Genomic DNA, 26506 nt, shown 5'->3' on the forward strand with positions numbered 1-26506 from the left:
TTAGTAACGCTTAGCTTTGGTGATCTGTCACTCGGGCGGCTGACGGTCGGACACCTCTTCGATCTTGTCCAAAACTGCCTCCGGCGCCACATCGCGCTTGAGTTCCTTGATCTCGTGATCCGCGTCGGTATCTATGTTGAGACGCTTGGCAATCTCCTCCACCAGCTTGATGAGCTTGGTGGTTTCGTGCTCGTTAAGCAGGCTGACCTGCAGATCGAGGTCTGCCCTGGAATTATCCTCCGCGGCCATTCGGTTCTGATTGATGAGCACGAAGGTCGAGAGGAAGATGGCCTCGACCGAGGCGAACATGGCCAGGATGACCAGTGACGGGTCCCAGGGTCTGACGGAGCTCAGGATGCCCACATTGAGGGCGATCCAACCGCCGAAGAAGGCAACGTGTAAGTAGACGAAGAACATGCTTCCGGCGAAGCCGCTGATCGCTGCGGCCGCGCGCTCCTCCAGCGTCGCGGCCTTGGCTTCGCGTTTCCGCCTCTCGATCAGCGCCTCAATGTTTCGCGCCAGGGCAGGGGCGAGGCCTTCCGGCGCCGGCTTGGTTGGCGTGAAATATCTGTTGCTTTTCGACGCAGCCATCCATTCTAGTCCAGTCTCTTCGGTCTAGCCAGCCTAACTCGCCGATTGACAATTCGCTCCATTGAACCTTCTCAGCTGGCAACACGTGGCAGAATGCTTGTCTGCGATCACTGCGTCGCGGCACAACGGGTTGCCTCTTGAGCCGGCTTTGCTCTGGGATCAGCCCGACCTATTTATCGGATATGCCAGGGCGCCGAAAAACCGAACCTACCGCCAAGTTGATAGCTGAGTGGCCGCTTTCGTCGGCGGCCACCTTGGGATCGTCGATGCGGACGAGGGGCATCTTCCTCGAGATACGCGCTCGCCTTCCTGCGCCCCTGAAAAAGCTGCTTCACATTGAATCTCGGGTGCTCACCTTGCGCCTCCCGGAGGGCTCGGATGCCGATGTTGAAGCGGCAGCGGTGGTCGTATCCAAAGCCATGCGCGACATCGCAGACCTGCCGGTCATCCCTCGCGAGGTCGAGGATATCCTGACGATCTCGTCCGGCGAGCGGCACCGCTGGCTGAAGGACGGTCGGCTTCAAAGCGCCGGGACGCGAACCGTGAAACTTCGCGGCCGGGCGAGGAAGATCACCTTCCACGTGTTCGACCCTCGCCACATCGAGGATGTGCTTGACCGCGATCTGGTCACCGTCTGGCGTGATGTAGACGCGGCGACAGCTGCCGAGAACCGGAGACGCGCCGCCGCAAGGGCGGCTCTGAAGCGCTCCCAAAAGAATCGCGCTGGGGCCGCAAGCAACACCGACGTGAGCCGGGACGATGCGCCCCGCCTGAGAGGCTGGGAAGATTTCGATATGGACGGCCTTTTGCGCTGAGGGAATTGCCCGCCAGCGTGCTTCCAAGCGAAGAGTATATCAATCGCCGAGATGGACCGTCGCTGCTAGTGCGTTTCACCGTTTCATAGAAACGGCGAAACGCCCTATCTATTTGTTTTTACGCAATTCCGGACGGAAAACCGCTCACACTTTTCCTGGAATTGCTCTAGCCGAAGCCGGGACCGTATCGGCGGCGATTGTTGCTACCGTCAAAATCACGATCCTATCCGGCGATACATGAAAGCATCGTCTCCGGCGGTATTGCTGCGCCGCGCTTCACCGACCAAGGCGGCCATACGTGCGTGTGCTGTCGACTTGATGCAGGCTGGATCTGTTGCAGCGGCATTGCCGACAATCGCCAATGCCTGACACCGGCAGCCGCCCCAGTCGACCTCGCGACGCTCGCAGCTTCGGCACGGCTCCCGCATCCATTCGGTGCCGCGGAAGGCGTTGAAGGCCGGTGAGTCGGTCCAGATTTCGGCGAGGCTGCGGTCTCCGAAGCGCTCGAAGCGCAGCGAGGGAATCGTCTGCGCTTCATGGCACGGCAATACGGTGCCGTCGGGAGCCACCATGAAGGCGTCGCGTGCCCAGCCGCCCATGCATGGCTTGGGGTAGATGGCGAAGTAATCCGGCGTGACGAAATCGATGGTCATGATGCCGGCGAGCTGTTCCTGGGCAGCCGCGACGATGTCGGCCTGCCGGTCGACCGCGGCAGGGTCGGGCATTAGCAAACTGCGATTGGCTAGCGCCCAGCCGGCATATTGGACATTGGCGATCTCGAGCCGCTCCGCGCCCAGGGATAGGGCGAGGTCGATGAATTCCGGCACTTCCTCGATGTTTTGCCGATGGACCGGCGCGTTGATGGTGAGCGGCAGCCCGGCCGCGCGGGCGCGGTGCGCCGTCTCCAGCTTTTTCTCATGGCTGCCCCGGTGGTTGCCGATGCCATCGGTGGTCACTGGGCGGGCGCCCTGGAAACTCAGTTGCAGGTGGTCGAGGCCGGCTTCGGCAAAGGCCTCGATGCGGCCTTCGGCAATGCCGACACCGGCGGTGATGAGGTTGGTGTAGACGCCGCGCGCGGAAAGCCCGGCGATCAGTTGCTCGAGGTCGCGGCGCAGCGTCGGTTCGCCACCGGAGAGATGCACCTGCAGGACGCCGAGATCGGCGGCCTGCGAGAAGAGATCGAGCCAGGTCTGCGTGTCGAGCTCGCGGTTGGCCTTCAGCAATTCAAGCGGGTTGGAGCAATAGGGGCACTGCAGCGGGCAGCGATGCGTCAGTTCCGCCAGCATGCCGATCGGAGGCAGAATGGGCTCGCTCACAGCTTCACCAAAAGCTTGTCCGACCATTCCTGCAGGAAGCGGATGACATCGTCCGCCACGTCCTGCGGATCCGCGTCGTAGTCGGCCGCAAGATCGGCGATGATGCGCTCGACGGTTGATTGCCCGTCGCAGCGGCGCAGTATGTCGAGACTGATGTCATTCGGCCAGAACACCTTCTCCGGCGCAAGCACGGCGAAGGCCAGTCGCACGGGGTCGTGCTGGATGCGCACATGCCTGGGCAGCGATGGCGCGGAGCGCAACGACACGATGGCTCTTTCGCGCGGCGCCGTCATGAAGCCGTCTCCGGGCGGAAGGCGCCGGGCGGTATGTTCCCCGGCGCGCCATAGGCATGCTGGAGCGCATCGAGCATGGCCCAGAGTATGTCGCATTTGAACACCAGCGCATCGATCGCCTGCTGCTGGCGTTCGGGCGTGTCGGCATGGACGAGCACATAGGCGAGGGCGAAGTCGGCGTCGCGCGATGCCTGTTCGGGCCGTCGCGTGAAATAGGCCAGCGTATCCTCGGTGATGTGCTCATATCTGGCCAGCATCGCCGGCACCCGCTCGCCGATGATGGCCGGCGAGAACATCTCGGTCAGCGAGGACGCGACTGCCTCGAGCAGCGTCCGGTTGGTGCAGAAGGAGAGATAGGCGCCGACGGCGAATCGGGTCGCCGGCAGCGCCAGCCTTTCGCTTTTGACCGCTTCGGCATCGAGCCCGAGCGAGGTCGCCAGATGCAGCCAGCGCGCGATGCCGCCACTCCAGCCGTCCTCGCCGTCATGGTCCTCGATGCGCTTGCGCCAGGCGGCGCGAAAAGCCGGATCTTCGGCACGAGCCAGGATCATGGCGTCCTTGCGCGGAATGACGGCCTGGTAGCAATAGCGGTTCAGCGCCCAGGCCTGCATTTCGGCCTTCGACAGGGCGCCACCGGTCATCCTGTGATGGAAAGGATGGCGGTTGTGGTAGCGCTCGTCGCCGACCCGCCGCAGCATGGCTTCGAGCTCGCGCTTTGACAGGCCGCCTCGGGCCGCATCGTGGAAATCGCTCAAAATTCCATCTCCATGCCGTCGGAGGCGACTTCCCAGCCAGCCGCCTTGATCGCCGCGTGCTCGGCGGAATTCTCGTCCAGAACAGGATTGGTGTTGTTGATATGGATGAAGATACGGCGAGCGATCTTCACATCGGCCAGACCGGCGATCGAACCCGCTTGCCCCGACATTGCGATGTGCCCCATGCGTGTGCCGGTTTTCTGGCCGACGCCGGCTGTGACCATCTCGTCGTCCGTGTAGACGGTGCCGTCGAACAGAAGGCAGGCGGCATCGGCCAGCCGCGTGCGCAACGCGGCATCGGTACGCGCGCAGCCCGGGACGAAGAAAACGGCGCCGCGACCGACCGCTCCGCTGATACGGACGCCGATCGTATCGCCCGTGTCGGAGCTGAAGTCTGCGCCGGCGTCCCCTCTTTGCTCGAGGTAGAGCGCGACCTTGCCGGGCACGGGAAAGGCCTCGATGGCAACGCCGGTCTCATGGCCGTCCGCGCCGCAGATCGCCATCTCTTCCGTCGGCGCCAGGAGGCGCCGGGGCACGATCGCCGGATCGAGGACATTGAAGATCGAATTGGCCTCCAACGTCGCCAGCACCTGCGCCGTCGCATAGATCGCGAAAGGCTCTCGCTCACGCAGGCTGAGCAAGCCGGCGACATGGTCCACATCGGCATTGGTCAGCACCACAGCGCGGATAGGCGTCGAGCGCAGCGGTGCGTCGGCCGCGGGCTGCAGCTCGGGCGTTTGCGCAATCTGCTGGCGGATGTCGGGCGATGCGTTGAAGAGAACCCAACCTGTTCCGTCCGCCGATACGGCGACGGACGATTGGGTTCGGGAGCGCAGACCGGGCACACCGGCGCGGGCCGCGCGGCTCAGGCGATAATTGCAGTTCCACTGCGGAAAGCCGCCTCCCGCCGCCGATCCGATGATCTTCACGCGCATGGCAATGCATGCCCCGCGGGCCAACTGACCGGCGCCACTTTTGCGGCTGCGGTCGATTTGCGTCCGCGTCTTCTGATATCGCAAAGAATTGCATGCCCCGTTGAGCAGGGCATGCAATTCACGGGCTACTTTTTCCGCCGGATTTCAGCAGGCAGATATCGCGAAATTTCGAAGCCCGCCGCCACCTGACACATGGTTGGTTTCTTCCAGGTCTTCTTCATCGAGTTCTCCTTTCTGCAGCTCGCACGGAGCGACGGCGCCGCCAATGCAAAGTGTTGGGCGTTGCTAGGCCGCCTGCAAGGCACGTTGATTGGCGTCGCTCTCACCAAGAGCGTTGAGCGCCTCGTCGGTTGCCGATTCTTCCTTCAAAGTCTGCCGGAGCAGTGGAAGAGCATCCTTGAGGCCGAGCTGTTCGGCCCATGCGATCAGCGTGCCGTAGCGCGCGATTTCATAATGCTCGACTGCTTGGGCGGCGCCAACCAGCCCTGCGTCAAGCGCCGGCTCGTCCTTGTACTCTTCGAGGATTTCCGAGCCCTCCTCGATGATGCCGTCAATGGCCGGGCAGGTCTTGCCCCTGGCCGGCTTGCCGAGCATGTCGAAGACTTGCTCCAGGCGGTCCACCTGGTCTTCGGTTTCCTTGAGGTGCTTTTCGAAAGCGGCGCTTATCTTTTCGGACTGTGCTGCTTTCGCCAGCTTTGGCAAAGCCTTCAGGATCTTCTTTTCCGCGTAGTAGAGGTCTTTTAGTCCGTCCAAGAACAGGCTTTCCAAGCCGTTCGAGGTCGCGGACGAAGCTTTTTTCGGCATCTTAGGTCCTCCTTGGGTGTAGGGATGTGCCTGCGGCACTCTTCCTAATCCGCCCGGAGACCCGAAGTTCCGACAAGAGTGTCATCATCGCTGGCGCCGTACTCTCAACGACTTGGCTCTGAAGGCAGTCCGGTCGATGAGGAAGTTAACTTCCGCCTTATCCGACATCGCGCATTCGCTCGATTTCCTCCGGCTCTTTGTCGTCCATTCCGGCGATCTCGTTGCGAGCCTTGTCGTTGGCCTTGATCAGCTCATCGAGCTTCGCCTGCAGCGCTTGGGTGTCGCGATGCTCGGCCCTTTGAATAAACAGCGTCATTGCCCAGGTGACCAGCGTCGCGGCGCCATGCCAGTCAAGCGTCTCCCGCTCGAAGAAGTACCAAGCAACAGTGTAGCCGCCCAAAACCAAAAAGGCCGCCGGTCGGGACGTCAGTGTGCCGACTTTGGTCAGCGCTTCTCGAAGCTGCAATGTTGCCATGCCTGCGAACGGCTGAGAGCAATCCGGGTTCCCGCTGGATATGTTGGGCTGCAACCTACCTCGAGGCGGCAACGTCCCCTCGTGTCAATCGCTCTCGCCGTGGAAAGCCATCGAGCAGATTGCCAGAGTGTTCAAGCTCCCCACGGTGCGGCGATCCGTTTCATTCCCCGCGGTCTAGGATTTGCGGGAACATCGGCGTCATCGTCCAGTTATCTCGCGTCAAGGAGGAGGTGCTCATGAACGCGACGAAAGAATTCCTGCGCAGCTGGCTGGAAGAGAATGTCGGCAACTTGCCCGCCGAAACCGAGATCAGCGTTCCGATGCTGGCGCAGCAATTCGAACAGGACGCCGACGCCGCCGGTTACGGTCGCGAGGTGCGGGAGCAGGAGGTCGGCAATATTGAAGACGCCATCCAACGCGCGCTGGACAAAATCGGCGAAGAAAACAGAGGGTCGGAATCCAGTCGAGATGAAGAGAATTCGCTGGCGCCTGTGATCGATACCCTGGAAGCCGTTGAGCCTGAACAGATACCGAGGGGTCCGGCAGGCCGGCCGACTAGTCTAGCGGATCTCCTTTGGCAAGCGCCGCGATTACCGCGTCCAGAACCGCCTTTGGGCAGGTCTCTCCTTCGCGCAGCGCTTCGAACAATGAGGTCACCACGCTTTCCAGCGTTTCGCCGTGATCCTTCGACAGTTTCGAAGCTGCTTGCGTGAGCGCTTCGAATTCCAAAAGGCTGAGTGGAGAGTGGCGCGTCATGGTTCCTCCATCGCGAGGCGGACGCAGCAGGCAACCGGACGCTTGCCGCAGTCGTAGAAGTGCAGCGGTTCAGCCTCAACCACATTTGTTGCAGTGAGCAGCCGTTGGTTCTGCCCGGTTGCGGAAGGTGGCGAGGCCGGTCGCGCCGCGCACGGAACAAAGGGCGGCCACAAAGGTTTGGACCCTGCCTCCAGCCTGCCCGGAAGCCAGCAGACATCCGACCAAAGCGGAGAAGGTGCTCAATGACGAAGTCGCGCCAAAACGAAGATCCTGTGCGATCCACTCCAAGCAGTGGTAGGACCGGCCAGCAAGCAGGAGCGGACAGGGATTCGCCGCAAGAAGATCCGGTTGAAGGCTCGCGGAAGGTTGTGGATCGCGAGCTCGCCCGGCAAAAGCTGTCGGGCGGGACTGATAAGAAGGAGGCCGAGCAAAGCCTGCGCGACCAAACCGAGGAAGAGACTGATCTGCCTCAGAAAGGGTCGGCCTGATAGCAAGCAGCCCACCACTGCAAAAATTCGCCTGCTTTCGCACCCCCGCCTAAATTCCAACCATGACGGCAAAGTCCAGGAAGAACCTGCTTCTGTTGCTTGCGGCCGCAACGTTCGGGCTGGCGCTCTATAACAATCTCCTGGCGAGACGGGCGTTGGCCGCACGTCCGCTCGGGCGCTTCATCCATCTCCGGGGAACGAAGCTGCATTTCCTGGAGGCGGGCCACGGGCAACCGCTTCTGCTGTTGCACGGCAATGGCGCCTCGGCGGAAGACTTCAAGACAAGCGGCATCTTCGGCAGGGCCGCCGCTAGATATCGCGTACTTGCCTTCGACAGGCCCGGCTTCGGCATGAGTCCACGCCCGGCCGGCAGACCTTGGACAGCAGCTGCCCAGGCCGACCTCATCGATGCCGCGGTCGCGAAACTCGGCATCGAGCGCTACATGGTTGTCGGCCATTCCTGGGGAGCAGCGGTGGCGCTCGAAATGGCGCGCCGGCATCCCCGGTCGGTTGCCGGCGCCGTTGTCGTCGCCGGCTATCATTACCCGTCGCCAAGGCTTGCCCTTGTCATCTCCGCGCTGCCGGCGGTTCCGCTGATCGGGACGGTGCTGCGCCACGCGGTGCTGCCTTCGCTAGTCAGGCTGAACTGGCGCTGGGCGATGAAGAAGATTTTTCATCCGGCAACGATCGCGATCCCTTTCGCGACAACGACAAGAGGGTTGGCGAGCCGGCCCTCGCAACTGCGATCCATCTCCGCTGAATCCTTCCTGATGCTGGCATCGGCACTTTTCCCAAATCGCCAATATGCCGAAATCGCCGTCCCTGTCGGGATAATTGCCGGCGCGGGCGACCAGCTGTTCGATGCCAAGACCGAGGCGCTGCGGTTGCAAGGCGAGATAAGCCATTCACTTCTGGATATCGTCCCGGGTGCCGGACATATGGTGCATCAAAGCAATCCGAAGGCGATCCTAGCGATGATCGACAAGGTTGCGGCTTTTGCCAATATTGGTGACATGGCGAAGCGCCGGCTCGTACGACATGATTAAGTGCGCGGGGCCCGCGGAACAAAGTAATACGGCCGAGGTCCGGCGGGCTTCCAACGGAGAACCAGCCTCGTTTTTTACCGACAAGAAATTGCAATTCCCGGCCAGGGTAGAAGAGCCGAAAGCTGTCTACGCGCGCGCCCTGCAGCAGGCATCGGTGGCGCAAATCCCGAACACGGAGGAACTTTCCCGTGGGTGCGGCTTTATCATCGTGATTTCAAGCGATTGCAACGAGTGGAAGATGTTGCGCACCGTTGCCCGGCCGTGCCGGGCCTCCCTGCCTCTGCTGGCGCTGGCGCTTGCCTCCTGCTCCTCGTCTGAAACCGTCGACCAGCAATCGAAGCTTGCAGCCTCGACGGTACAGTCGGCGGTGATGGTAAGTGATGCCTGGCTCGCCGGCGCCGCGCCGTCCCGCTACGCATCGTCCGCCTTGCAATCCTTTGCCGAGACACTCGCCGACGCCGGCCGGCAAGTGCAATCGGCGTCTCCGTCCGACCAGGCAAAGCGGGATGCGCTGGCAGAGGCTCTCAGCAGGCTGTCGAACGCGGCAAGGCGGGCCAAGGACGCGGTCGAGGCCGGACAGCACGCCGAGGCCAGCCAGGCGCAGCAGGAACTTCGCGCCGCGCAAGGCGACCTCGCCGCCGCCTATCGACAATACTTCTCGCCGGGCCGATGAAGAAGCTGCTCGAGATCTCGCTTGGTGTCGTCACCAGCGTCGGCGGCTTCCTGGAGGTCGGGTCGATGGCGACGGCGGCACAGGCCGGCGCGCTGTTCGGCTTCCAGCTCATCTGGGCGGTCGTGCTCGGCACCATCTGCATCATCTTCCTGGTCGAGATGGCCGGCCGCTTCGCTGCGGTCAGTCATCACACCATCGCTGACGGCATCCGCGAGAGGTTCGGCTTCAATGCGTTCATCTGGCCGCTGCTTGCGGTCTTGCTGGTCAACTTCCTGGTGCTTTCCGCCGAGATCGGCGGTGTTGCCATTGCCGCCGAGCTCGCAACGGGTATCGGCTTCCAATGGTGGGCCTTGCCGGTGGCTTTCCTGGCGTGGCTGCTGCTGTGGAAAGGAACGTTTGGCCTCATCGAGAAAGGGGTGTCGATGCTTGGCCTCGTCACCGTGTGCTTCGTCGTCGCGGCCGTGATGCTTCGGCCTGAATGGAAAGAAGTGGCTGTCGGCGCCGTGCCCAGCCTGCCGCACCACGACACGGCGAAATACTGGTTCATGGCCGTCAGCATTCTCGGCGCCTCGATCTCGCCTTACCTTTTCATGTTCTATTCCTCCGGCGCGATCGAGGATCAGTGGGACAAGAGCTATCTCGGCACCAATCGGGCGATTGCCGGCCTCGGCATGAGTTTCGGCGGGACGATTTCCGTGGGCGTTCTCGTCGTGGCCGCGCTCGTGCTTGGCGCTCATGGCGTTACCGAAGTGGACGACTATAACCAGCTGCCATTGATGCTGATTCCGATATTCGGCTTCTGGGGCTTTGTCCTTTTCGTTGCTTCGCTGGCAATCGCCTGCTTTGGCGCCGCGCTCGAAGTGGCCTTGCAGCAGGCCTATCTCGTCGCACAAGGGTTCGGCTGGAACTGGGGCGAGGATCTCAAGCCCCGCGACGATCCCGGTTTCAGCCTGGTCTACACGCTGACGCTCTTCCTTGCCGCCGTTCCGATCACGCTCGGTCTCGACCCGTTGAAGCTCACTATCTTCTCGATGGCGCTGACCGCGGCGAGCCTGCCGCTGACGGTCGTGCCTTTCCTTTTCCTGCTGAATGACGACCGCTATGTCGGCGAGCACCGCAACGGCGTGGTTTCCAACGCGGCCGTGATCTTCGTCATCGCGCTCGGCTTCGTGCTGGCGGTGGTGTCCATTCCACTGCAGATATTCGGAGGTACGTGATGCAGTTGCTGCGCGACATACTGGACAAGCAGGTCGTCGATCGCGAGCAGGTCAAGATCGGCAAGGTGGACAGCATTGTCGCCGAGCTGACGCCGGGCAAGCAGCCCAGTGTAAGTGCCGTTGAACTCGGCTCGATCGCGCTGGCGCGACGGCTTGGCTCGGCGCCCGCAAGATGGACGGCGAAGCTCGCGGCAAGGCTGAGCGGCAAGCAGCAGGCACGGCCCCACCGGATCGCCTGGGACAAGGTGCGCGATATCGGCGTCGACTTAGAATTCGAAATCGACGTCCGCCGGACCAGGATCTTCGCCTGGCAGGACTGGCTGCGCGAACATGTGGTCGGCCGAATACCGGGAGCGTGAGCATGGCGACTGTACACCTCGATCACCTTGCCGGCAGGCGCGTGTTCTCCGAGCACGGCAGGAGCATCGGCTATATCGAGGAGATCATCGCCGAGCGGGACGGCAGCGACCTTGTCGTCACCGAATTCCATGTCGGGATCTTTGCCGCGTTCGAGCGCTTGTCCGCTTCGACCATCGGCACCGCCTTGCTCGACTTCTTCGCGTTGCGGCGGCGTGAAGGCCTTTATCGCATTCCCTGGGACAAGCTCGATATTTCCGATCCGACGCGCCCCAGGCTGCTCTGCCGCGACGAGGAGCTTGCCGCTTTCAAGGCGAAGCCCGAGGGCAAATGACGATTTGCTAAAAAGCTGCCCATGCGGGGGAACATAGCAGCCTGCGCGAAGTTGGATTCGCATGGAGGAGGCTGCGCCATGAACAGTGTCATCTATCTCATCGGTCTGATCGTCGTTGTGCTCGCGGTGCTTTCCTTCCTCGGTTTTCACTAGGAGGCACCATGCAGCGCGAGAACGATCGGGGCCGCGAGCCCGCCGACTTTGGCAAGGCAAAGGACGAACTTGCCGACAGGATCCAGGAGGAAACCCAAAGCGCGGGTGAAGCGCTTCACGATGCCCGCGACGAGGTCGCCCGCAGGGCGGGGGCGTATGCGGCCGAAGCCCGGCAGGCGGTCGCCGAAAAAGCCGAGCAGGCGCAGCGCGATATCGGATCGAGCCTGTCCGCTTTCGGCGGCGCGCTGCGCGCCGCGAGCGATCACCTGGCCGAGAGCGACCAGGGCGCGGCCTCGAAATTCATGCAGGAGGCCGCGAGCGGGCTGGAACAGCTGTCCTCCTCGTTGAAGGAGAAGCCGTTCGGACAGGTGCTTGAAGACGTCCAGTCCTTTGGCCGCCAGAATCCTGGAGCGCTTCTTGCCGGTTCGGTTCTGGCGGGACTGGCGCTTGGCCGTTTCATAAAGGCTTCGCCGCCCGGCACGCGCCTCCCGACGCAGGGCGCGGCCACGCCTGAATATCCCAGCCAAACCGGCATGGGAACGGACGCAGACCGGGATGACCCTCCAGCGAACTGGGGTTCAGACGGCGGCATACCGGGGAAGGCAGCGGAGCTGAAGAAATGAGCATTCAGGACAATCCAAGTCTCGGCACATTGGTTGCCGATCTGGCGCAACAGGTGAGCACGCTCGTGCAAACGGAGGCCAGGCTCCTAAGGGCGGAAATCTCGGAGAGCGCGACCAAGGCCGGCGCGGGCGCCGTCGAGGTGCTGGGCGGCGCGATATGCCTGCTCGCGGCGCTTTTGGTCTTGTTGCAGGCGCTTGTCATCGCCCTGGCTCGCCTTGGTCTGGGTGCAGGATGGTCCGCCTTGCTCGTCGGTGTGGTGGTTGCCGTTCTGGGCGTGATCCTGTTGCGGACGGGCATGGCAAGCATGGCGCCCTCCGAGCTCGCGCCGGACCGTACACAAGAACAGCTCAAGCGTGACGTGAACGTGATCAAGGAACAAGCGAGATGACCGAGAAATCCGCAGCCGAGCTCGAACGCGAGGCGGAAGCCACGCGCGCAAGGGTGGTGGCGACCGCCGACTCCATTCGCGACAAGATGACCCCGGGCCAGCTCTTCGACGAGTTCACGGGGCTTTTCAGGAATGGCACGGGCTCCGACATGCTCCACAACCTGAAGGTCCAGGTTCGGGACAATCCATTACCTCTGACCATGATCGGCGCGGGTCTGGCCTGGCTGATGTTGGGCAGTGGCGCTTCGAGCGCGTCGACTGGCACCGATCGCGTGACGCGGCGCGGTTCCGGGCCCGATCAGGGAGCATTTGGGGCTGGAATGAGTTCGACGGCCTCGAATGCGGCAGGCTCTGTTGGCGAAGCAGCCAGCGGAGCGGCCGCAACCGTCTCGGGAATGGCAGGCGAAGCAGCCGGTGCAGTGTCGGACATGGCAAGCAGCGCTGCGGACAAGCTTGCGAGCTCGGCGGCAGCTACGGCCGACATGGCGACAAGCGCCGGCCGGTCCGCGCACAATCTGCTGCAGGACCAGCCTCTCGCTGCGGCCGCCGTCGGCCTCGCCATCGGAGCTGCGATCGGCGCCATGCTGCCCCACACGGAACTCGAGGACGAGCAATTGGGCGGCTATCGCGAGAAGCTTCGGGACACTGCCGAAGAGACTTTGAAAGAAGGCCTCGACGCCGCAAAGCAAGTTGCGGCCGAAGCCTACCAGACGGCGAGCGACGAAGCCGGACGGCTGGCGTCAAACGAGGGGACGCTGGCCGACAAGGTCGGCGGTGTCGTCAAGGCCACTGCCGACAAGGCCGACGAGTCGGTGCGCGAGAAGCTCTCCGATTCCGATCCGTTCTCGCGGGAATCGTAACCGGAACTCACGTTCAAGGAACAATGCACGCCGCCGGCGGTTCGGGCGGCGTCAGATCGATGGAGATACTACAATGGCTGAATCGCGCGAATGGCTTGTCCAATGGTTGAGGGACGCTCACGCCATGGAGGAACAGGCAGAGACAATGCTGTCGGGGCAATTGAGCCGGATTGAGAGTTACCCTGAGCTCAGCGAGCGAATTCGTTCTCATCTGGAAGAGACGAAAGAGCAGGCAAGGCGGCTGAAGAGTTGCCTGGACGGGCTCGACGAAGGATCGTCCATGCTGAAGGATGCAGGCGGCAAGCTGACTGCCACGGCGCAGTCGATCAGCGGCGTGTTCGCCGGCGACGAAGTCATGAAAGGCTCGCTGGCGAGCTACACTTTCGAACATATGGAAATCGCCTCTTACACGATCCTCATCGCCGCCGCCAATGCCGCGGGCGAGGCCGAGATTGCCCGCGTGTGCGAACAGAACCTGCGTGAGGAGGAAGCGATGGCCGAGTGGCTGAAGAGCAACCTGCCGCAGGTCACAGAACAATTCCTGGCGCGGGCAGACATGGACAGCGACAGCGCGAAACGCTGATTTTGGAAGCAGGAACAATCGGAGGTTCCACAAGTTGGAGCCCAGGTCGGTCCTCCCACCACCGGTCTAGGCTCCGGGCCCACACTGCTTTGCAGCAGGGCGGGCTCGACTCGGTTTGCCGTCCAGGAACATTCCTCGTCGAAAATCATTAGGGTCTCTGCCGTCCTGGAGTTCCCGTGGCGATTTCGAACATCCAACTTGGCTTGCTCGACCTGAATCAGACGAGGCTGGCTCTGGCGTTTGTCGGTCTGCTCGCCGTCGCCGTCCCCGCGCTTGCCGAGCCGCAGACGATGGTGATCGGCTATCTCGGCGAACAGCGCAAACTGCCTCTATCCCTTGGGCCGTTGGACGAGGCCGTCACAGATGATGGTCTGCAAGGCGCCAGACTGGCCATTGCCGACGACGCCGGCACCGGCCGCCTTCTCGGCCAGCAATTTCGGCTGCAAGAAAGGGTTCTCAAGCCGGGCGAAGCACCTGCCGAAGCTGTCAACGCGTTCGCGGCCGCCGGCATCAGCTTCGTCGTTGCCGATCTCGATGCCGCGCAATTGCTGCAGGCGAGCGCAGCGCCCGGTGCCGAGCGTATGATGCTCTTCAACAGCCGCGATCCTGATGACAGCCTGCGTCAGGAGGACTGCCGAAGAAACGTTCTGCACACCATTCCGAGCCGCGCCATGCTGGCCGACGCCCTGGCGCAATACCTGGTCTGGAAAGGCTGGCAGCACTGGTTCCTGCTGACTGGTCCGCATCCCGACGACCTGGCCATGGCGGCGGCCTTTCGGCGGGCAGCGACGCGTTTCGGGGCGCAGATCACCATCGACAAACCTTGGACGTTCCGGCCCGCCAACGGCCGCGCCGACACCGGACATGTCACGCTCCAGACGGAGATCCCTGCTGCAACGCAGGTCGGCGACTATGATGTTCTGGTCGTCGCCGATGAAGCCGACGAGTTCGGCGCTTATCTCGAGGGGCGCACCGCCTTGCCGAGGACGGTGGCCGGGACGCAAGGGCTGGTCGCCACCGGCTGGAGCGCGGTCGACGAAGAATGGGGCGCCACGCAGCTCCAGGACCGCTTTCACAAGCTGGCCGGACGCTGGATGCTGCCCAGCGACTACGCCGCCTGGCTGGCGGTCAGAAGCGTCGGCGAGGCGGCAACGCGGCTGCACAGCCTCGATCCGACTGCGATAGCAAAGTATCTGCGCAGCGACGATTTCCTGCTCGCCGGCTTCAAAGGACAAGGGCTGAGTTTCCGTCCGTGGGACGGGCAGATGCGCCAGCCCATCTTGATCGCGGGCCCCCGGCTGCTCGTTTCCAGTTCGCCACAACCGGGTTTTCTGCATCAGCGCACGCCGCTCGACACTCTGGGCATCGATCTGGAGGAGAGCACATGCAAACGCTGATCGCGCTCGTGCTGGTGTTGGTCCTTGTCCCGCCCGCGGCGGCCGAGACGATTTACGTCTCTAATGAGCAGGACAACACCGTGGCGGTCGTCGATGGGGCGACCATGACACTGCAGGCGGGGATCGATGTCGGCCGGCGCCCGCGCGGCATGGCGCTTTCGGTTGACAAGAAGACGCTGTTCGTTGCCGAAGGCGACGACAACCGCATCGACGTGGTCGATCTCGCGAAGCGGCAGATAGTCGGACAACTGCCTTCTGGCGCCGATCCGGAATTCTTTGTCGTGCACCCGGACGGCAAGCGGCTCTTCGTCGCCAATGAGAACGACAACCAGGTCTCGGTGGTGGATATAGCTGGCGCGAAAATCATTGGCACAGTCGATGTCGGTGTCGAGCCGGAGGGAATGGCGGTCAGCGCCGATGGCCGAACCGTCGCCTGCACGTCGGAGACGACGAGCATGGTCCATCTCATCGACGCCACTACGCTCGAACTCATCGACAATCTGCTCGTCGACACGCGGCCGCGCGCCGCGGCGTTCTCGGTCGACGGCAAGCAATTATGGGTGTCGTCCGAAATCCGAGGCACCGTCACGGTCTTCGACACCGCGACACGCGCTCAAACTGGCAAGATCGAGTTCGAGGTGCCGGGTATCCGGCGTGAGGGCGTGCAAGCGGTCGGCATCGAGATGTCACGCGACGGCGCGGCTGCCTATGTCGCGCTCGGCCCGGCTAACAGGATTGCCGAGGTCGACACGAAGACATTCACGGTCAGGCGCCTCTATCTCGTCGGCCAGCGGCCCTGGCATGTCGCGCTCTCTGACGACCAGAAGCAACTGATCAGCGCGAACGGCAACTCCGGCGATATCTCCTTCATCGACCTGGAGAACCAGGAGGTCGTGAAGTCGCTGCCGGTGGGGCGCGGTCCATGGGGCGTCGTGATCGGCCCATGACCGCCCTGGCGATCGAGAATCTTAGCCACAGCTTCGGAACCCGGCAGGTTCTCCAGAATGTCTCGTTCACTGTTGCTGAAGGCAGAATGTGCATCCTGCTTGGCCGTAACGGCGCCGGAAAGACGACATTGTTCTCGCTGATCACCGGTCTCTACTACGCGCGCACCGGGCTGGTGCGTGTGTTCGATATGGCGATGCAGGCGAACCCGTCCGCCGCGCTCGCGCAAATGGGCGTCGTCTTCCAGTTGCCGACGCTCGATCTCGATCTAACACCGGGCGAGAACCTGCGCTACCACGCCGCGCTGCATGGACTTCCGACGGAACTGACCAAGGCGCGCTCACGGGAGGAATTGAGCCGCCTCGAGGTGCTGGACAGGATCGACGATCGGACCCGCGCGCTATCCGGCGGCCAGCGCCGGCGCGTGGAGATTGCGCGGGCGCTGATGCACAGCCCGCGCCTGCTGCTGCTCGACGAGCCGACCACCGGGCTTGACGTGCCGGGACGGCGCGCGCTCGAGCAGCATGTAAGGGACCTTTGCCGGGAACGTGGCATCGCCGTCCTATGGGCGACGCATTTTCTCGAAGAAGTAGCGGCCGACGATGACGTCGTGGTGCTGGATCGGGGTAGGGTTTGCTGGACCGGCCCCACGGACCGCATCGCGCCCGAACTCGGCGTGGTAAGCGTCGCTGAAGCATTCGCCTTGCTGACGGGTTCGCCATGAAAGTCGATCACGCATTACGGGCACTCGACGGCATCTTGCGGCGGGAAATGCTGCGCTCGCTGCGGCAGCGCGCGCGCCTGTTCTCCGCAATGGTGAGGCCGCTGGTCTGGCTGGCGATTTTCGCGGCCGGCTTCCGCTCCGTTCTCGGCCTGTCGATCACGCCGCCCTACCAGACCTATGTTCTTTACGAGGTCTATGTAGTGCCTGGGCTGGCGGCCATGATGCTGCTGTTCCATGCCATGGCGAGCTCGCTGGCCATGGTCTATGACCGCGAGATGGGCAGCATGCGCCTGTTGCTAACGGCTCCGCTGCCGCGCTGGTACCTGCTTGCCGCGCGCCTGCTTGCCAGCGTGATTGTCGGCCTGCCGCTCGTCTATCTGTTTCTTTTCGTGGCGCGCTTCTGGGACGTACGGCCGCCGATCCTGGGCTATGTCGCCGTGTTCCCGGCGCTCGTGCTGTCGGGCTTGATGCTCGGCGCGTTCGGTCTGTTGGTCTCCTCGATGTCCACTCAGATGGAAAACTTCGCCGGCGTGATGAATTTCGTCATCTTCCCGATGTTCTTCGCCTCGACAGCGCTCTATCCGATCTGGCGCCTCGCTGAAGCCGGTCCGGTGCTGGCGACGATCGCCGCCTGGAATCCATTCAGCTCGGCGGTCGAGTTGATCCGCTTTACGCTCTACCTGCGGTTCGAAATGGGTTCCATGCTCGTTGTTGTCGCCTGTCTCGTGGCATTCTTCCTCGCGGCGGTGGCCGGTTATGATCCCGGTCGCGGCCTGTGGTCCCGGCGTGGCGGCGAGGGCTGATCATCTGAGGGCATAGAGATAGGCCGCGATGTCGCGCGCCTGCTGCTCGGTGATCCTCGTCGAGGGCATGGCGGTGTGCGGATTGATTTCCCGTGCCGAGCGGATCCAGCGGATCAGGTTCTCCGGGTTGTTCGCCAGCACACCGCCGATGTAGACGCGCCCGGCCAGGCTGCCGTCCAGCCGCGGCCCGACCTGGCCTTGCGCCCCCGGCACCCCGGGAATCGTATGGCAGCCTGAGCAGCCATTCGCTGTCATGATAGGAATGGCGCGCGCGCCCACGCCGCCGGTCGCCACGTCCGACTCGTGTTGGACACGCTCGCGGCGGTCGAGCCACAAGGTCGTCGCCGCGATTACGACCACCAGAAGCACGATCGCGACGAGGACGCCCCCGAGCAGCCTAACCAGGTCGGAGCGCATGGGCCGCCTCCCTGGTTCCGCTGTTGCTTATCCAAAGGCCGGCGAGCAGCAGAGCGGCTCCGCCGTAGATCAGCCCGGCCGGCACCCACATCACAAGCCCGGCGAGTTGCTGATCCTCGAGCGGACTCAGGCGCCAGAGCGCGGCGCCGGAGGCATTCTCCGGATACCAGAGTTTTGGCGAGACCAGCAGCAGGACGCCGAGCAAGCCGGTGTGAAGCGAGGTGAAGAAAAGATGCATGACGGAAATGCCATAGGTCTGCTGTCGGCCGGAACGCGGCAGAAGCACCCACCAGAACAGCAGGGCGGTGCCGAGGAAGCTCGCATGCTGCGCATAATGCAGCACACCCTGCTGCAGCGCTGCCTCGAAGAGCACCGGAACATGCCAGATCCAGATCGCTATCCCATGAAGGATCGTCGCGCTGAGCGGGCGAGCGGCGAAAGCCCAGAGCGCCTGCAGCACCTTGCCACGAGTGACGTTTCCCGTCCCTCGGCGGAGTGTGGTTGGCAATGCCCACATCAAGGCCGCGCCGGGACAGGCGGCGACAAGAAGCGGCGCCGCCACGGCCATCAGCAACTCATGCTCGATCATATGGGCGGAAAATACCAGCTCGCCGAGCGCATGGATGGGGCTGACCAGCGCAACGGCCAGCACGCTCCAGCCGGCCGCGAACAACAGAGCTTGCCGTAGCCGTTCGGGACGGCCCCGGCCGCTGCGACGCCACAGACGGCCCGCGCCGAGCGCATAGATTAGTGCTATCGCAGCCAAGGGAGACGTGATGGGAAGCGCCAACGTCCATCCGGCCCCCGGCGCACCGGCGCCGTAGCATATCGAGGTGGAGAAGAAGGCGTCCAAGCTCATCGCAGGCACTCGTCGAGGATGAGCGCTGCGCTGCCCTGCATGATGATGACGAGGGCGAACAGCAATGCCGCGAGAATGCCGAGATCGGCGACGAAACGTTCGGTGCTGCGGGTGCGCTCCGGTTTGAACGCCGCGCCGCCCTGCCGCTTCGCCCGCCATGACAGCGCGCCACCAAGCAGCGAAAACACCGCGAGCAACAGCGCCACCGGTAGCACCACCTGGACCTGGCGATTGCATTGCCAATGCACGAGCGAATAGTTCAGCTGCGTCGAGATTGCCCAGGCCAAAGGCCCCGACAACAAACCTCCCCAGGACGTGCCCAGCCGCAGCGCGCGCATCTCAGCCTAACCTCGGTAGCCAGTAGATGAGGAGGTAGATCGGAATCCAGGTGAGGACCACGAAGTCCCAGTAGAAGACATTGTCGCCGACATCGCCGAAGCGCCGGCCGCTATAGCCATGGTGCGTGAACATCAACACCGTCAGGACAATCGTATCGCCGACATCGGTGATCAGATGCGTGGTGTGGAGACCAAGCAGCACCCAGAGCATCGAGCCGTAGGCATTCGTGTCCCAGTAGATATTCAGGGCGGGAAACTCGAACCAGCGCACGACAAGAGGCGCGAGGCCGAGCAGCGACATCACCACCATTCCGATCCGCACGGACCGCATGGCGCATCGCTTGGCATAGCCGTTGAGGATGTGGTTGGGCACCAGGCTGGCGATGAGAAGCAGCGTCACGATGGTTCCCGGCCAATGGTTGGGCTGCGGAGCGCTCAGGCGCCAGTTGGGCCACAAAGTAACGAGGTAGAGGTAAGCGCCGGCGGCTAGCGCGAAGCCCATGCCTTCCAGCGCCATGAAGCCAAGCGTGCCCCACCAGGTCGGGCTGCGCGGGCCATGGCCAAAGGTCGGGAGGCCGGTAAGATCGAGGGCGGGACGCTGGTTCATTCCTCGTCCTCCGGATCGGCCTTCGGCCAGAACCAGCCGACCAAGGTGACGGCGATCGGCGCGGCGCCCCAGATGATCGCCCAGGGCGTGAAGATCGAGTACAGGAAGGTGGCGCCGACGGCGATGGCCGCCAACAGCGGCCAGATCGACGGCGTCGCCGATTTTTCGCGGATGTCGGGATGGGCTTCCGCCACGGTGGAGACGAGCAATTCGCGAACGTCGACCCGAAGCCCGGTCGCGACAGGAAGCGCCCCGCGTTCGGCCCAGAGCGGCTCGACATTCGTCACGATCGGAATGCGCGCGAAATTATAGCCGGGCGGTGGCGAGGACGTCGCCCATTCAAGCGTGCCGGCATCCCAGGGATTGTCGCCTGCGGGCGTGCCCCTTAGCGCGCCATGAACCAAGTTGAACGCAAACAGGACGAAGCTCAGGAAGAAGAGCACCGCGCCGGCGCTGATGAAGAGATTGATGTTCCCCCAGCCGAGCTCGGCCGGATAGGTGTAGACCCTGCGCGGCATGCCCCACAGGCCGACGATGTGCATAGGGAAGAATGCCGCGTTGAAGCCGATCATCGCCAGCCAGAAATGCCAGCGTCCGAGGCGCTCGCTCATCATGCGGCCGGTGATTTTGGGGAACCAGAAATAGGCGGCCGCGAGCAGCGGGAAGACCGAACCCCCGATCAGCACGTAGTGGAAATGGGCGACGACGAAATAGGTGTCGTGCACCTGCAGGTCGAGCGGCACCGAGGCGAGCATGACGCCGGTAAGTCCGCCGATGACGAAGGTGAAGAAGAAGCCGAAGACGAACAGCAGCGGTGTACGGATCACCGGCCTGCCGTCCCAGAGAGTGGCCAGCCAGCAGAAGATCTGAACGCCGTTGGGGATGGCGATCAACATGCTGGATGCGGTGAAGAAGCTCGCGCCGAGCTTCGGCAGCCCGGTTGCGAACATGTGGTGGACCCAGAGGCCGAACGACAGGAAACCGACCGCGATCAGCGACAGGACCAGCCCGAGATGGCCGAAGGCCGGGCGCCGGGCGAAGACCGGAATGATTGCGGAGACCATGCCGGTGGCCGGCAGGAAGATGATGTAGACTTCGGGATGGCCGAAGAACCAGAACAGGTGCTGGAACAGCAGCGCGTCGCCGCCCTCGGCCGGGTTGAAGATATGCGTGCCGACGAGCCGGTCGAGGATCAGGAAGGTCGAGGTGATCATCACCGCCGGCATGGCGAAGACGACGAGGAAGGACGTGACCAGGAGGGCCCAGACATAGAGCGGGATCTTGTCCAACGACATGCCCGGCGCGCGTTGCTTGAACACGGTCACGATGGTCGCGACGGCGACGGCCAGTGAGGATACCTCGGTATAGGTGATCATCTGCGCCCAGACGTCGGCGCGCTTGCCCGGACCGTATTCCGGTCCGGACAGCGGCACATAGGCGAACCAGCCGACATCCGGCGCCATCGCGAGGGCGAACGACACCCAGGCAAAGAGGCCACCCGAAAGATAGACCCAATAGCTGAAGGCGTTGAGGCGGGGGAAGGCGATGTTGCGGGTGCCGACCATCAACGGCACCAAGTAAATGCCGGTCGCCTGCACAATGGGCACGGCGAATAGGAACATCATGGTGACGCCGTGCATCGTGAACAGCTGGTTGTAGAGGTCCGGGCCGATCAGGCCACGCTGCGGGCCCGAGAGCTGGATGCGCATGGCCACGGCGTTGAGTCCGCCCAGGCACAGGAAAAGGAAGGCGGTGATCAGGTAGCGGCGTGCGATGACCTTGTGATCGACGCTCGACAGCGCGCCGATGATTCCGGGAGGCGTCCGCCACGTCCGCGCCAACCAGCGATGCAAGCTGGCGTCGTCCATGCCGGTGTCGCGCGGCCCGTCACGCTCTGGTGCTATATCGCCCCTGACGGACGTTTCCCGCTCCGGCGGCAGATCGCGTTCGCTGGTGAGATCCGCGCTGCTCATTTCAGCCCCTCGAGATAGGCAACGATGGCGTTGAGTTCGTCGCCGCTCAGATCGACCACCGGCATGTGCGAGCCGGGCTTCACGCCTTGCGGGTCAGCGATCCAGGCGGCGAGGTTGCCTCGGCTCATCGTCAATGTTCCGGCCGCGAGCGTCTGCCGGCTGGCGAGATGGGTGAGATCGGGCGCGACCGTTCCGCCCGCCGGCGTGCCGCCGATCTTGTGACACATCACGCAGGGGCGTTTCAGGAAGAGGTTCTCGCCGGCCTTGGCCTCGTCGCCTGTTGGAACGGCGGCCGGCTCCAACTGGTCATTCCACCAGGCATCGAACTTCGCGCGCGGCTCGGCGATGATGAAGGTGCCCATATTCGCGTGCTGCGCGCCGCAGAACTCGGCGCATTGGCCTCGGTAGACACCGGGCTTGTCGGCCTTGATATCGAGCACATTCATTCGGCCGGGAATGAGGTCTAGCTTGCCGGAAAGGCTCGGCACCCAGAAGGAATGGATGACGTCGGTCGAGGTGAGAAGAAGCCGCACGGGTTCGCCGGCGGGAATATGGATCTCGTTGGCCGTGGTCAGGATGCGGCTCGGCGTGGCGTCTTCGTAGCGCACCTCCCACCACCATTGATGACCGGTGACGCGAATGGTCAGCGCGGCGTCCGAGCCGATCGCGGCAAGGGTTCTGTTGGCGAAGAAGCTGAGCAAGGTCAGACCGACCAGGATCACGGCGGTCAGCCCGACAGCGATCATCACCACGCGCAGCTTGCGGCTGTCGGCGCCGGCGTCCAGCGCAAGCGGCTCGGCATGTTGCCGGGACCGCATCAGCAACGGCACGGCAAGGGCGGCCATCACCAGCACCCACACCACCGCACACAGGCCGGTGAAGAACCAGATCAGCCATGCGAGCTCGCTCGCCGCCGGACCTTTCGGGTCAAGCGCCGATTGCCAGCCTGCGCATCCCTGAAGAAACAGGGCGATTGCCGTGGCGAACGCAATCGAGGCGAGGCGTTTCACGGCGACTTCCCCAGCGTGGCGGCATCCGGCATGCGGTTTTCGGACGGATGCGCCATCATGTCGTCATTGCGCGACGGCGCGGCGGAGGAGGGCGCGTTGCCGCTAAGCGAGCGAACGAAGGCCGCAAGCTCCCAGATCTGGTCGTCGGGGATCTTGTCGCGGAAGCTCGGCATGCCGTTCGGGCGGCCGTCGCGGATCGTGGCATGGATACTCTCCATCGAGCTGCCATAGATCCACTTTTCGTCCATCAGCGCTGGGCCCATGCCGCCGCCGCCATTGGCATGGCATCCCGAACAGTTGAACCAGCCGAACAGGCGCTTGCCTTCGCTCAGATGAAAGGCATTGGCCTCGAAGCTCGCCGCCTTGTTGTCCGTGGGGGAGGGGCGCTGCCCGCCGGGTTCCAGCGTTGTCACCGGAGTCGGCTGCTCGCCGGAGCCGAGCGCCGATTGCGGACGTGTGTCCCGTTCCTCGCGCTGGCAGGCAGAAAGGGCCAGCGACGCGAGCAGGAGCAGCGCGGCAACCGGTCTCATCGCACAGGCCTCCCGGAGGCGTCGAGGCGCGGCACAGCATATTGACCCAGCAGGGCGTCTATTTCGGCCTTGTGCCTGGCGAGAGCGCTGTTCACATCACCACGCAGCGCATCGTCCTCACGCCGAACGCCCATAGAGATATCGTAAATCATGGGCAGTTGCGGTCCGTCTATGCGCGGCGTGACGGGCGTGATGCGTAGCGGCACCCTCTGCTTCTGGGCGAAATAGCCGGCAAGCGGACCCCACACCACGGCGACGTCGATCTCGCCGCTCGCCACCGCGTCGACGATGCGCGCGGGCGGATTGGGAGCGGAGTAATCGCCATAGACGGGGTAGCCGATGAGGTGCCCGACGATGCCGCGGCGGCCAAGCGCCTGGACAGGAGGCGAGTTGGCGCCGTCGTCGCCGATGAGTTGAACGCCGATGCGCAAGTCGCGCAGCCGCGGGTCGTTGAAGGAGGTCACGTCCGGGCTGTCCTGGCGCGTCACGAAGACATAGGACGACCGATAATAGGGCGTGGTGGTGCGCAGCATTTCGAGATTGGCAGGCGTGCCGGGCACGAGGTCGCACAGTCCCGCCTTTAGCGTGTTGCGCACGAAGCCGCGGCGCTGCGCCCACCAGGTATAGGTCAGCTTGGCCCCGAGATCGTCGGCGATGATTTGCGCGATCCTGTTTTCGAAGCCCTGGCCGGCCGCGTTGGAAAAGGGCAAGTTATTCGGGTCGGCGCAGACCCTGAGCTCACGAGGGCCGGCCGTCGCCGGCAAGAGCAGCAAGGCGACCGCGGCGATGCCGAGCGCCATGCGCGTGAGCAGCTTCTGGGCCACGCCGTGGATCAAGCCGAATGCATCAGGGCAGACGGAACACATAAAGCGTGCCTCCCGCCGTGGTCGCGTTCTTCAGGTCCTTCATCGCATTGACGAAACCGAGCGCGGCGGTGGCATCGCGCGGGTCGAGGTCGCCCGAAACGATGGCGCCGGCCCAGCCGCCGACGCCGGACAAAACGGCGACATATTGGTGGCCATCCGGGCCACGATAGGTGATGGGTTGACCGATGATGCCGGACGAGGTCTTGAACTGCCAGAGCAGGTCGCCGGTCTTGGCGCTCACCGCCTTGAACCAGCCTTCCATCGTCCCATAGAAAACCACGTCGCCAGCGGTCACGACCGCACCGCTCCACACCGGGAAATTCTCCTTGAGGCTCCAGGCTGGTTTCTCGGCGGCGATATCCCAGGCGGTGAAGGCGCCGCGGTTGCCGCCCGGCCCGGGAATCATGCGCACGTTCATTCCGACATAAGGCGTGCCGGCGATGTAGTTCACCTCGACGCCTTCTTCGTCCATGCACAGATTGTTGTGCGGGATGTAGAGCAGGCCGGTCCTCGGCGAAAAGGCCGAAGGCTGCCAGTCCTTGAGGCCCGAGGCGGTCGGACAGATGTCGCGGATGACCTTGCCGGTACCCGTCAGCTTGTCCGGATTTTCCATCAATCTGCCAGTCTTGAGATCGACGCCCTTGCTGGAATTGACGGGGCCATAAGGTTTTGCAGACAGGACCTCGCCGGTGGCGCGATCAAGCACGTAGAGATAGCCGTTGCGTTCCGGGCGGACCAGCACCTTGCGCGGCTTGCCCTGCCAGTTCATGTCGAGCAGGACCTGCTCATTGATGCCGTCATAATCGTGGAGATCGTGCGGGGTCCATTGATAGAACCATTTCGCCGCTCCGGTGTCGGGGTCGCGCGCGAAGATTCCCGATGTCCATTTGTTGTCGCCAGGCCGCAGGTCGGGATTCCACGGGCCGGGATTACCGGTGCCGTGGAAGATCAGGTTGAGGTCGGGATCGTAGGAAATCCAGCCCCACATGTTGCCGCCGCCGATCTTCCACGCCTCCGGCGGCCATGTCGTGACGCCAAGGTCCTTGCCCTTGTCCATGTCGTAATGCGGCTTGAAGTCCGGGCCGATCAGCACGTCCTTGTCGGGCCCGGTATTGTAAGCCGTCCACACGACATGACCGTCGCCGGCGTCGAGCGCCTTGACCCAGCCGCGCACGCCCATCTCGCCACCGGAATTGCCGACCAGCACTTTGCCTTTCACCACGAGCGGCGCCATGGTGATGGTCTCGCCGATATTGATGTTGCCGATATGAGCGTTCCAGATCGGCTGGCCGCTGTTCGCGTCGAGCGCGATGGTGTGGCCGTCCAGCGTGTTGAAGAAGACGCGCCCGTCCGCGAAGGCTGCGCCGCGGTTGACGACGTCGCAGCACGCGACCCCTTGCGCGGCCGGCTCGGGGTTGGGCTCGTATTTCCATTTTATCGGCGCGCCGGGCTTGGAGAGGTCGAGCGCGTAGACGATGTTCGGAAAGGGCGTGACGATATACATCGTGTTGCCGACGACCAGCGGCGCCGCTTCCTGGCCCTTGTTCACTCCGGTCGAGAAGGTGAAGGCGACCTGCAGGTTCTTGACGTTGCCTTCGTTGATTTCCGCGAGCTCGCTAAAGCGCGTCGAGGCGTAGTTCTTGGCCGGCATCGTCCATTGCCCGTCATCGGGCGGCGCGGCCGCGGCAGGCGGAGAAATCGCCGGTGCTGGCGGAGGCTGTGAAGCGGCCATCAGCAACGTAGCGCAGGCCAGCAGCAGGGTCGGAAAGATGCTTGGAGAATATCTTCGGAGTGCCGACGGGTAGCCGGCCAGTGAGGCGTGATCCCTGGATCGTGCTGGGTGCGCTTGCTTCATTTGGGCGTCGAACCTCCGACGCCGGAACCGATTTCCGCCGCGATGTCGGCCTCGTGGCCGGCACAAAGCGGATGCCCCCAGCCGGAGGCGCTTTTCCCGCCGGGATCGAGATCGTAGATGATGGCGTCCTTTCGGTTGGGATTGACGCCCGCCGGGACCTTGTCGAAGCCAAGGGCTGCGCGCACGCGCCAGGCGATATTGTGATCGGCGCAGGAGGAATCGCCACTGACACCGAGGCCGCCGACAATTGTTTTGCCGTCGTAAAGTGCCAGGCCCCCGCCAAACACGACGACGCCTCCGATCGGCTTGCCGATCAGCGGGTCACTGGCGCTGCCAAACGTCTTGGGGTCGCCTGCGTAAGCCGCTGCTTCGTTGACGGGGTTGGTCGCCTGCAGGCCGAACAGCGGCCCACCGGGCTGCACCCCGGCAAAGAGGTTGGCTGTCGAAAGCGCCATGTTCGCAAGGCTAAGCCCATTGGCCGTGTTCGCTTTCTCGGCCGCGATTAACCGGCTGCCCGGCCACTGCGCATCAACCGTGGGTCCACTGAAGGCGACCGCGCAGACGGTGCCGTCGCGAGCTACGATCGCTGCCCATTCATTGGTCTCGAAGCCGCCATTCGCGGGGCCGCCGCTCGCCTTGACATTGGCCTTCAAGGCCGAGAGCAGCTTGTCGTGATCGGCCGGGCAGGGCGCCTGGGCCCGAGCAGTGCCTTGCTGCAT

34 protein-coding genes are annotated in these 26506 nt (G+C 63.6%); 16 read left to right on the forward strand and 18 right to left on the reverse strand.

Translation table 11 applies throughout. The annotated features are described in order from the left end of the window. Positions 1 to 27 precede the first annotated feature (27 nt). On the reverse strand, positions 28 to 591 hold the full coding sequence (locus EJ072_RS22125; RefSeq protein WP_126081289.1) for a DUF1003 domain-containing protein: 564 nt from the start codon (positions 589 to 591) through the stop codon (positions 28 to 30). 182 nt (positions 592 to 773) lie between these two features. On the opposite strand from EJ072_RS22125, the gene EJ072_RS22130 reads away from it, so the two are divergent. Next, a complete protein-coding gene (locus EJ072_RS22130; protein WP_126083714.1) occupies positions 774 to 1406 on the forward strand; it encodes a hypothetical protein in 633 nt (210 codons plus the stop codon). 215 nt (positions 1407 to 1621) lie between these two features. Here the strand turns inward: EJ072_RS22130 and pqqE are convergent, their stop codons facing one another. The 7 genes from pqqE to EJ072_RS22165 all read right to left on the reverse strand — a co-directional run bounded on the left by pqqE (position 1622) and on the right by EJ072_RS22165 (position 5984). Further along, entirely contained in the window at positions 1622 to 2722 is a 1101-nt protein-coding gene (gene pqqE, locus EJ072_RS22135) for a pyrroloquinoline quinone biosynthesis protein PqqE (protein WP_126081290.1), read from the reverse strand. Further along, complete coding sequence (gene pqqD / locus EJ072_RS22140; protein WP_126081291.1) at positions 2719 to 3015, reverse strand: pyrroloquinoline quinone biosynthesis peptide chaperone PqqD; 297 nt, start codon at positions 3013 to 3015, stop codon at positions 2719 to 2721. The genes pqqE and pqqD overlap by 4 nt, the downstream gene beginning before the upstream one ends. Continuing rightward, positions 3012 to 3770 carry a pyrroloquinoline-quinone synthase PqqC gene (gene pqqC, locus EJ072_RS22145; protein WP_126081292.1) on the reverse strand — a complete coding sequence of 253 codons (759 nt, stop codon included), beginning with the start codon at positions 3768 to 3770 and terminating at the stop codon, positions 3012 to 3014. The genes pqqD and pqqC overlap by 4 nt, the downstream gene beginning before the upstream one ends. After that, the gene (gene pqqB, locus EJ072_RS22150; RefSeq protein ID WP_126081293.1) at positions 3767 to 4705 is read right to left on the reverse strand and encodes a pyrroloquinoline quinone biosynthesis protein PqqB; all 939 of its coding nucleotides are present in this window, start codon (positions 4703 to 4705) and stop codon (positions 3767 to 3769) included. The genes pqqC and pqqB overlap by 4 nt, the downstream gene beginning before the upstream one ends. A gap of 125 nt (positions 4706 to 4830) precedes the next feature. Next, positions 4831 to 4926: a pyrroloquinoline quinone precursor peptide PqqA gene (locus EJ072_RS22155; RefSeq protein WP_126064473.1), complete on the reverse strand. Its 96-nt coding sequence runs from the start codon at positions 4924 to 4926 to the stop codon at positions 4831 to 4833. Positions 4927 to 4990: 64 nt separating this feature from the next. Continuing rightward, complete coding sequence (locus EJ072_RS22160; protein ID WP_126083715.1) at positions 4991 to 5509, reverse strand: ferritin-like domain-containing protein; 519 nt, start codon at positions 5507 to 5509, stop codon at positions 4991 to 4993. 157 nt (positions 5510 to 5666) lie between these two features. Continuing rightward, on the reverse strand, positions 5667 to 5984 hold the full coding sequence (locus tag EJ072_RS22165; protein ID WP_126081294.1) for a low affinity iron permease family protein: 318 nt from the start codon (positions 5982 to 5984) through the stop codon (positions 5667 to 5669). A gap of 236 nt (positions 5985 to 6220) precedes the next feature. Here EJ072_RS22165 and EJ072_RS36975 point away from each other — a divergent pair, with 236 nt between their 5' ends. The 15 genes from EJ072_RS36975 to EJ072_RS22240 all read left to right on the forward strand — a co-directional run bounded on the left by EJ072_RS36975 (position 6221) and on the right by EJ072_RS22240 (position 17332). Next, the gene (locus EJ072_RS36975) at positions 6221 to 6697 is read left to right on the forward strand and encodes a DUF768 domain-containing protein (RefSeq protein WP_126081295.1); all 477 of its coding nucleotides are present in this window, start codon (positions 6221 to 6223) and stop codon (positions 6695 to 6697) included. Positions 6698 to 6982: 285 nt separating this feature from the next. Beyond that, the gene (locus EJ072_RS22175; protein WP_126081296.1) at positions 6983 to 7228 is read left to right on the forward strand and encodes a hypothetical protein; all 246 of its coding nucleotides are present in this window, start codon (positions 6983 to 6985) and stop codon (positions 7226 to 7228) included. Positions 7229 to 7290: 62 nt separating this feature from the next. Further along, on the forward strand, positions 7291 to 8274 hold the full coding sequence (locus EJ072_RS22180) for an alpha/beta hydrolase (RefSeq protein WP_126081297.1): 984 nt from the start codon (positions 7291 to 7293) through the stop codon (positions 8272 to 8274). After that, positions 8237 to 8947 (forward strand): hypothetical protein, encoded by a 711-nt coding sequence (locus EJ072_RS22185; RefSeq protein ID WP_126081298.1) that lies wholly within the window; start codon positions 8237 to 8239, stop codon positions 8945 to 8947. The genes EJ072_RS22180 and EJ072_RS22185 overlap by 38 nt, the downstream gene beginning before the upstream one ends. Next, complete coding sequence (locus EJ072_RS22190) at positions 8944 to 10164, forward strand: divalent metal cation transporter (RefSeq protein WP_126081299.1); 1221 nt, start codon at positions 8944 to 8946, stop codon at positions 10162 to 10164. The genes EJ072_RS22185 and EJ072_RS22190 overlap by 4 nt, the downstream gene beginning before the upstream one ends. Continuing rightward, positions 10164 to 10523, forward strand: a complete 360-nt coding sequence (locus tag EJ072_RS22195) for a hypothetical protein (protein WP_126081300.1) — start codon at positions 10164 to 10166, stop codon at positions 10521 to 10523. The genes EJ072_RS22190 and EJ072_RS22195 overlap by 1 nt, the downstream gene beginning before the upstream one ends. 2 nt (positions 10524 to 10525) lie before the next feature. Beyond that, positions 10526 to 10855 (forward strand): hypothetical protein, encoded by a 330-nt coding sequence (locus EJ072_RS22200; RefSeq protein WP_126081301.1) that lies wholly within the window; start codon positions 10526 to 10528, stop codon positions 10853 to 10855. A 161-nt stretch (positions 10856 to 11016) separates the two neighbouring features. Continuing rightward, positions 11017 to 11631 carry a hypothetical protein gene (locus EJ072_RS22205; protein WP_189343071.1) on the forward strand — a complete coding sequence of 205 codons (615 nt, stop codon included), beginning with the start codon at positions 11017 to 11019 and terminating at the stop codon, positions 11629 to 11631. Further along, positions 11628 to 12020, forward strand: coding sequence for a phage holin family protein (locus EJ072_RS22210; protein ID WP_126081302.1), 393 nt, complete (start codon positions 11628 to 11630; stop codon positions 12018 to 12020). Before EJ072_RS22205 ends, EJ072_RS22210 begins: the two co-directional genes overlap by 4 nt. Then, the gene (locus EJ072_RS22215; RefSeq protein WP_126081303.1) at positions 12017 to 12880 is read left to right on the forward strand and encodes a DUF3618 domain-containing protein; all 864 of its coding nucleotides are present in this window, start codon (positions 12017 to 12019) and stop codon (positions 12878 to 12880) included. The genes EJ072_RS22210 and EJ072_RS22215 overlap by 4 nt, the downstream gene beginning before the upstream one ends. Before the next feature lie 73 nt (positions 12881 to 12953). After that, positions 12954 to 13463 carry a DUF892 family protein gene (locus tag EJ072_RS22220; RefSeq protein ID WP_126081304.1) on the forward strand — a complete coding sequence of 170 codons (510 nt, stop codon included), beginning with the start codon at positions 12954 to 12956 and terminating at the stop codon, positions 13461 to 13463. A gap of 176 nt (positions 13464 to 13639) precedes the next feature. Then, positions 13640 to 14860 (forward strand): ABC transporter substrate-binding protein, encoded by a 1221-nt coding sequence (locus tag EJ072_RS22225; protein WP_126081305.1) that lies wholly within the window; start codon positions 13640 to 13642, stop codon positions 14858 to 14860. Then, entirely contained in the window at positions 14848 to 15807 is a 960-nt protein-coding gene (locus tag EJ072_RS22230) for a PQQ-dependent catabolism-associated beta-propeller protein (protein WP_126081306.1), read from the forward strand. Before EJ072_RS22225 ends, EJ072_RS22230 begins: the two co-directional genes overlap by 13 nt. Further along, entirely contained in the window at positions 15804 to 16529 is a 726-nt protein-coding gene (locus tag EJ072_RS22235) for an ABC transporter ATP-binding protein (RefSeq protein WP_126081307.1), read from the forward strand. The genes EJ072_RS22230 and EJ072_RS22235 overlap by 4 nt, the downstream gene beginning before the upstream one ends. Then, positions 16526 to 17332: an ABC transporter permease gene (locus EJ072_RS22240; RefSeq protein WP_126081308.1), complete on the forward strand. Its 807-nt coding sequence runs from the start codon at positions 16526 to 16528 to the stop codon at positions 17330 to 17332. Before EJ072_RS22235 ends, EJ072_RS22240 begins: the two co-directional genes overlap by 4 nt. Here the strand turns inward: EJ072_RS22240 and EJ072_RS22245 are convergent, their stop codons facing one another. From EJ072_RS22245 to EJ072_RS22290, 10 genes are read right to left on the reverse strand one after another with little or no spacing between them, the layout of a single operon-like run. Beyond that, positions 17333 to 17749, reverse strand: coding sequence for a c-type cytochrome (locus tag EJ072_RS22245; protein WP_126081309.1), 417 nt, complete (start codon positions 17747 to 17749; stop codon positions 17333 to 17335). It lies immediately after the preceding gene. Continuing rightward, entirely contained in the window at positions 17730 to 18608 is an 879-nt protein-coding gene (locus EJ072_RS22250) for a cytochrome c oxidase assembly protein (protein WP_126081310.1), read from the reverse strand. Before EJ072_RS22250 ends, EJ072_RS22245 begins: the two co-directional genes overlap by 20 nt. Beyond that, positions 18605 to 18946, reverse strand: a complete 342-nt coding sequence (locus EJ072_RS22255; RefSeq protein ID WP_126081311.1) for a hypothetical protein — start codon at positions 18944 to 18946, stop codon at positions 18605 to 18607. Before EJ072_RS22255 ends, EJ072_RS22250 begins: the two co-directional genes overlap by 4 nt. A gap of 1 nt (position 18947) precedes the next feature. Beyond that, positions 18948 to 19553, reverse strand: coding sequence for a cytochrome c oxidase subunit 3 (locus EJ072_RS22260; RefSeq protein ID WP_126081312.1), 606 nt, complete (start codon positions 19551 to 19553; stop codon positions 18948 to 18950). After that, the gene (gene ctaD / locus EJ072_RS22265) at positions 19550 to 21526 is read right to left on the reverse strand and encodes a cytochrome c oxidase subunit I (RefSeq protein WP_126081313.1); all 1977 of its coding nucleotides are present in this window, start codon (positions 21524 to 21526) and stop codon (positions 19550 to 19552) included. Before ctaD ends, EJ072_RS22260 begins: the two co-directional genes overlap by 4 nt. Next, complete coding sequence (gene coxB, locus EJ072_RS22270) at positions 21523 to 22536, reverse strand: cytochrome c oxidase subunit II (protein WP_189343072.1); 1014 nt, start codon at positions 22534 to 22536, stop codon at positions 21523 to 21525. Before coxB ends, ctaD begins: the two co-directional genes overlap by 4 nt. Further along, a complete protein-coding gene (locus tag EJ072_RS22275; RefSeq protein ID WP_126081314.1) occupies positions 22533 to 23066 on the reverse strand; it encodes a c-type cytochrome in 534 nt (177 codons plus the stop codon). The genes coxB and EJ072_RS22275 overlap by 4 nt, the downstream gene beginning before the upstream one ends. Further along, a complete protein-coding gene (locus EJ072_RS22280) occupies positions 23063 to 23866 on the reverse strand; it encodes a substrate-binding domain-containing protein (protein ID WP_189343369.1) in 804 nt (267 codons plus the stop codon). Before EJ072_RS22280 ends, EJ072_RS22275 begins: the two co-directional genes overlap by 4 nt. A gap of 46 nt (positions 23867 to 23912) precedes the next feature. Next, entirely contained in the window at positions 23913 to 25787 is a 1875-nt protein-coding gene (locus EJ072_RS22285; protein WP_126081316.1) for a methanol/ethanol family PQQ-dependent dehydrogenase, read from the reverse strand. Continuing rightward, positions 25784 to 26506 carry a heme-binding protein gene (locus tag EJ072_RS22290; protein WP_126081317.1) on the reverse strand — a complete coding sequence of 241 codons (723 nt, stop codon included), beginning with the start codon at positions 26504 to 26506 and terminating at the stop codon, positions 25784 to 25786. Before EJ072_RS22290 ends, EJ072_RS22285 begins: the two co-directional genes overlap by 4 nt.

The sequence above is a fragment of the Mesorhizobium sp. M2A.F.Ca.ET.046.03.2.1 genome (assembly GCF_003952425.1).
Lineage (GTDB): Bacteria > Pseudomonadota > Alphaproteobacteria > Rhizobiales > Rhizobiaceae > Mesorhizobium.

Coding starts and splice junctions, on each gene's coding strand:
- EJ072_RS22125 (WP_126081289.1), bottom strand. CDS start 591: ATGGCTGCGTCGAAAAGCAACAGATATTTCACGCCAACCAAGCCGGCG.
- EJ072_RS22130 (WP_126083714.1), top strand. CDS start 774: ATGCCAGGGCGCCGAAAAACCGAACCTACCGCCAAGTTGATAGCTGAG.
- pqqD (WP_126081291.1), bottom strand. CDS start 3,015: ATGACGGCGCCGCGCGAAAGAGCCATCGTGTCGTTGCGCTCCGCGCCA.
- pqqB (WP_126081293.1), bottom strand. CDS start 4,705: ATGCGCGTGAAGATCATCGGATCGGCGGCGGGAGGCGGCTTTCCGCAG.
- EJ072_RS22155 (WP_126064473.1), bottom strand. CDS start 4,926: ATGAAGAAGACCTGGAAGAAACCAACCATGTGTCAGGTGGCGGCGGGC.
- EJ072_RS22160 (WP_126083715.1), bottom strand. CDS start 5,509: ATGCCGAAAAAAGCTTCGTCCGCGACCTCGAACGGCTTGGAAAGCCTG.
- EJ072_RS22165 (WP_126081294.1), bottom strand. CDS start 5,984: ATGGCAACATTGCAGCTTCGAGAAGCGCTGACCAAAGTCGGCACACTG.
- EJ072_RS36975 (WP_126081295.1), top strand. CDS start 6,221: ATGAACGCGACGAAAGAATTCCTGCGCAGCTGGCTGGAAGAGAATGTC.
- EJ072_RS22175 (WP_126081296.1), top strand. CDS start 6,983: ATGACGAAGTCGCGCCAAAACGAAGATCCTGTGCGATCCACTCCAAGC.
- EJ072_RS22180 (WP_126081297.1), top strand. CDS start 7,291: ATGACGGCAAAGTCCAGGAAGAACCTGCTTCTGTTGCTTGCGGCCGCA.
- EJ072_RS22190 (WP_126081299.1), top strand. CDS start 8,944: ATGAAGAAGCTGCTCGAGATCTCGCTTGGTGTCGTCACCAGCGTCGGC.
- EJ072_RS22195 (WP_126081300.1), top strand. CDS start 10,164: ATGCAGTTGCTGCGCGACATACTGGACAAGCAGGTCGTCGATCGCGAG.
- EJ072_RS22200 (WP_126081301.1), top strand. CDS start 10,526: ATGGCGACTGTACACCTCGATCACCTTGCCGGCAGGCGCGTGTTCTCC.
- EJ072_RS22205 (WP_189343071.1), top strand. CDS start 11,017: ATGCAGCGCGAGAACGATCGGGGCCGCGAGCCCGCCGACTTTGGCAAG.
- EJ072_RS22210 (WP_126081302.1), top strand. CDS start 11,628: ATGAGCATTCAGGACAATCCAAGTCTCGGCACATTGGTTGCCGATCTG.
- EJ072_RS22215 (WP_126081303.1), top strand. CDS start 12,017: ATGACCGAGAAATCCGCAGCCGAGCTCGAACGCGAGGCGGAAGCCACG.
- EJ072_RS22220 (WP_126081304.1), top strand. CDS start 12,954: ATGGCTGAATCGCGCGAATGGCTTGTCCAATGGTTGAGGGACGCTCAC.
- EJ072_RS22230 (WP_126081306.1), top strand. CDS start 14,848: ATGCAAACGCTGATCGCGCTCGTGCTGGTGTTGGTCCTTGTCCCGCCC.
- EJ072_RS22235 (WP_126081307.1), top strand. CDS start 15,804: ATGACCGCCCTGGCGATCGAGAATCTTAGCCACAGCTTCGGAACCCGG.
- EJ072_RS22240 (WP_126081308.1), top strand. CDS start 16,526: ATGAAAGTCGATCACGCATTACGGGCACTCGACGGCATCTTGCGGCGG.
- EJ072_RS22245 (WP_126081309.1), bottom strand. CDS start 17,749: ATGCGCTCCGACCTGGTTAGGCTGCTCGGGGGCGTCCTCGTCGCGATC.
- EJ072_RS22250 (WP_126081310.1), bottom strand. CDS start 18,608: ATGAGCTTGGACGCCTTCTTCTCCACCTCGATATGCTACGGCGCCGGT.
- EJ072_RS22255 (WP_126081311.1), bottom strand. CDS start 18,946: ATGCGCGCGCTGCGGCTGGGCACGTCCTGGGGAGGTTTGTTGTCGGGG.
- EJ072_RS22260 (WP_126081312.1), bottom strand. CDS start 19,553: ATGAACCAGCGTCCCGCCCTCGATCTTACCGGCCTCCCGACCTTTGGC.
- ctaD (WP_126081313.1), bottom strand. CDS start 21,526: ATGAGCAGCGCGGATCTCACCAGCGAACGCGATCTGCCGCCGGAGCGG.
- EJ072_RS22275 (WP_126081314.1), bottom strand. CDS start 23,066: ATGAGACCGGTTGCCGCGCTGCTCCTGCTCGCGTCGCTGGCCCTTTCT.
- EJ072_RS22280 (WP_189343369.1), bottom strand. CDS start 23,866: ATGGCGCTCGGCATCGCCGCGGTCGCCTTGCTGCTCTTGCCGGCGACG.
- EJ072_RS22285 (WP_126081316.1), bottom strand. CDS start 25,787: ATGAAGCAAGCGCACCCAGCACGATCCAGGGATCACGCCTCACTGGCC.
- EJ072_RS22290 (WP_126081317.1), bottom strand. CDS start 26,506: ATGCAGCAAGGCACTGCTCGGGCCCAGGCGCCCTGCCCGGCCGATCAC.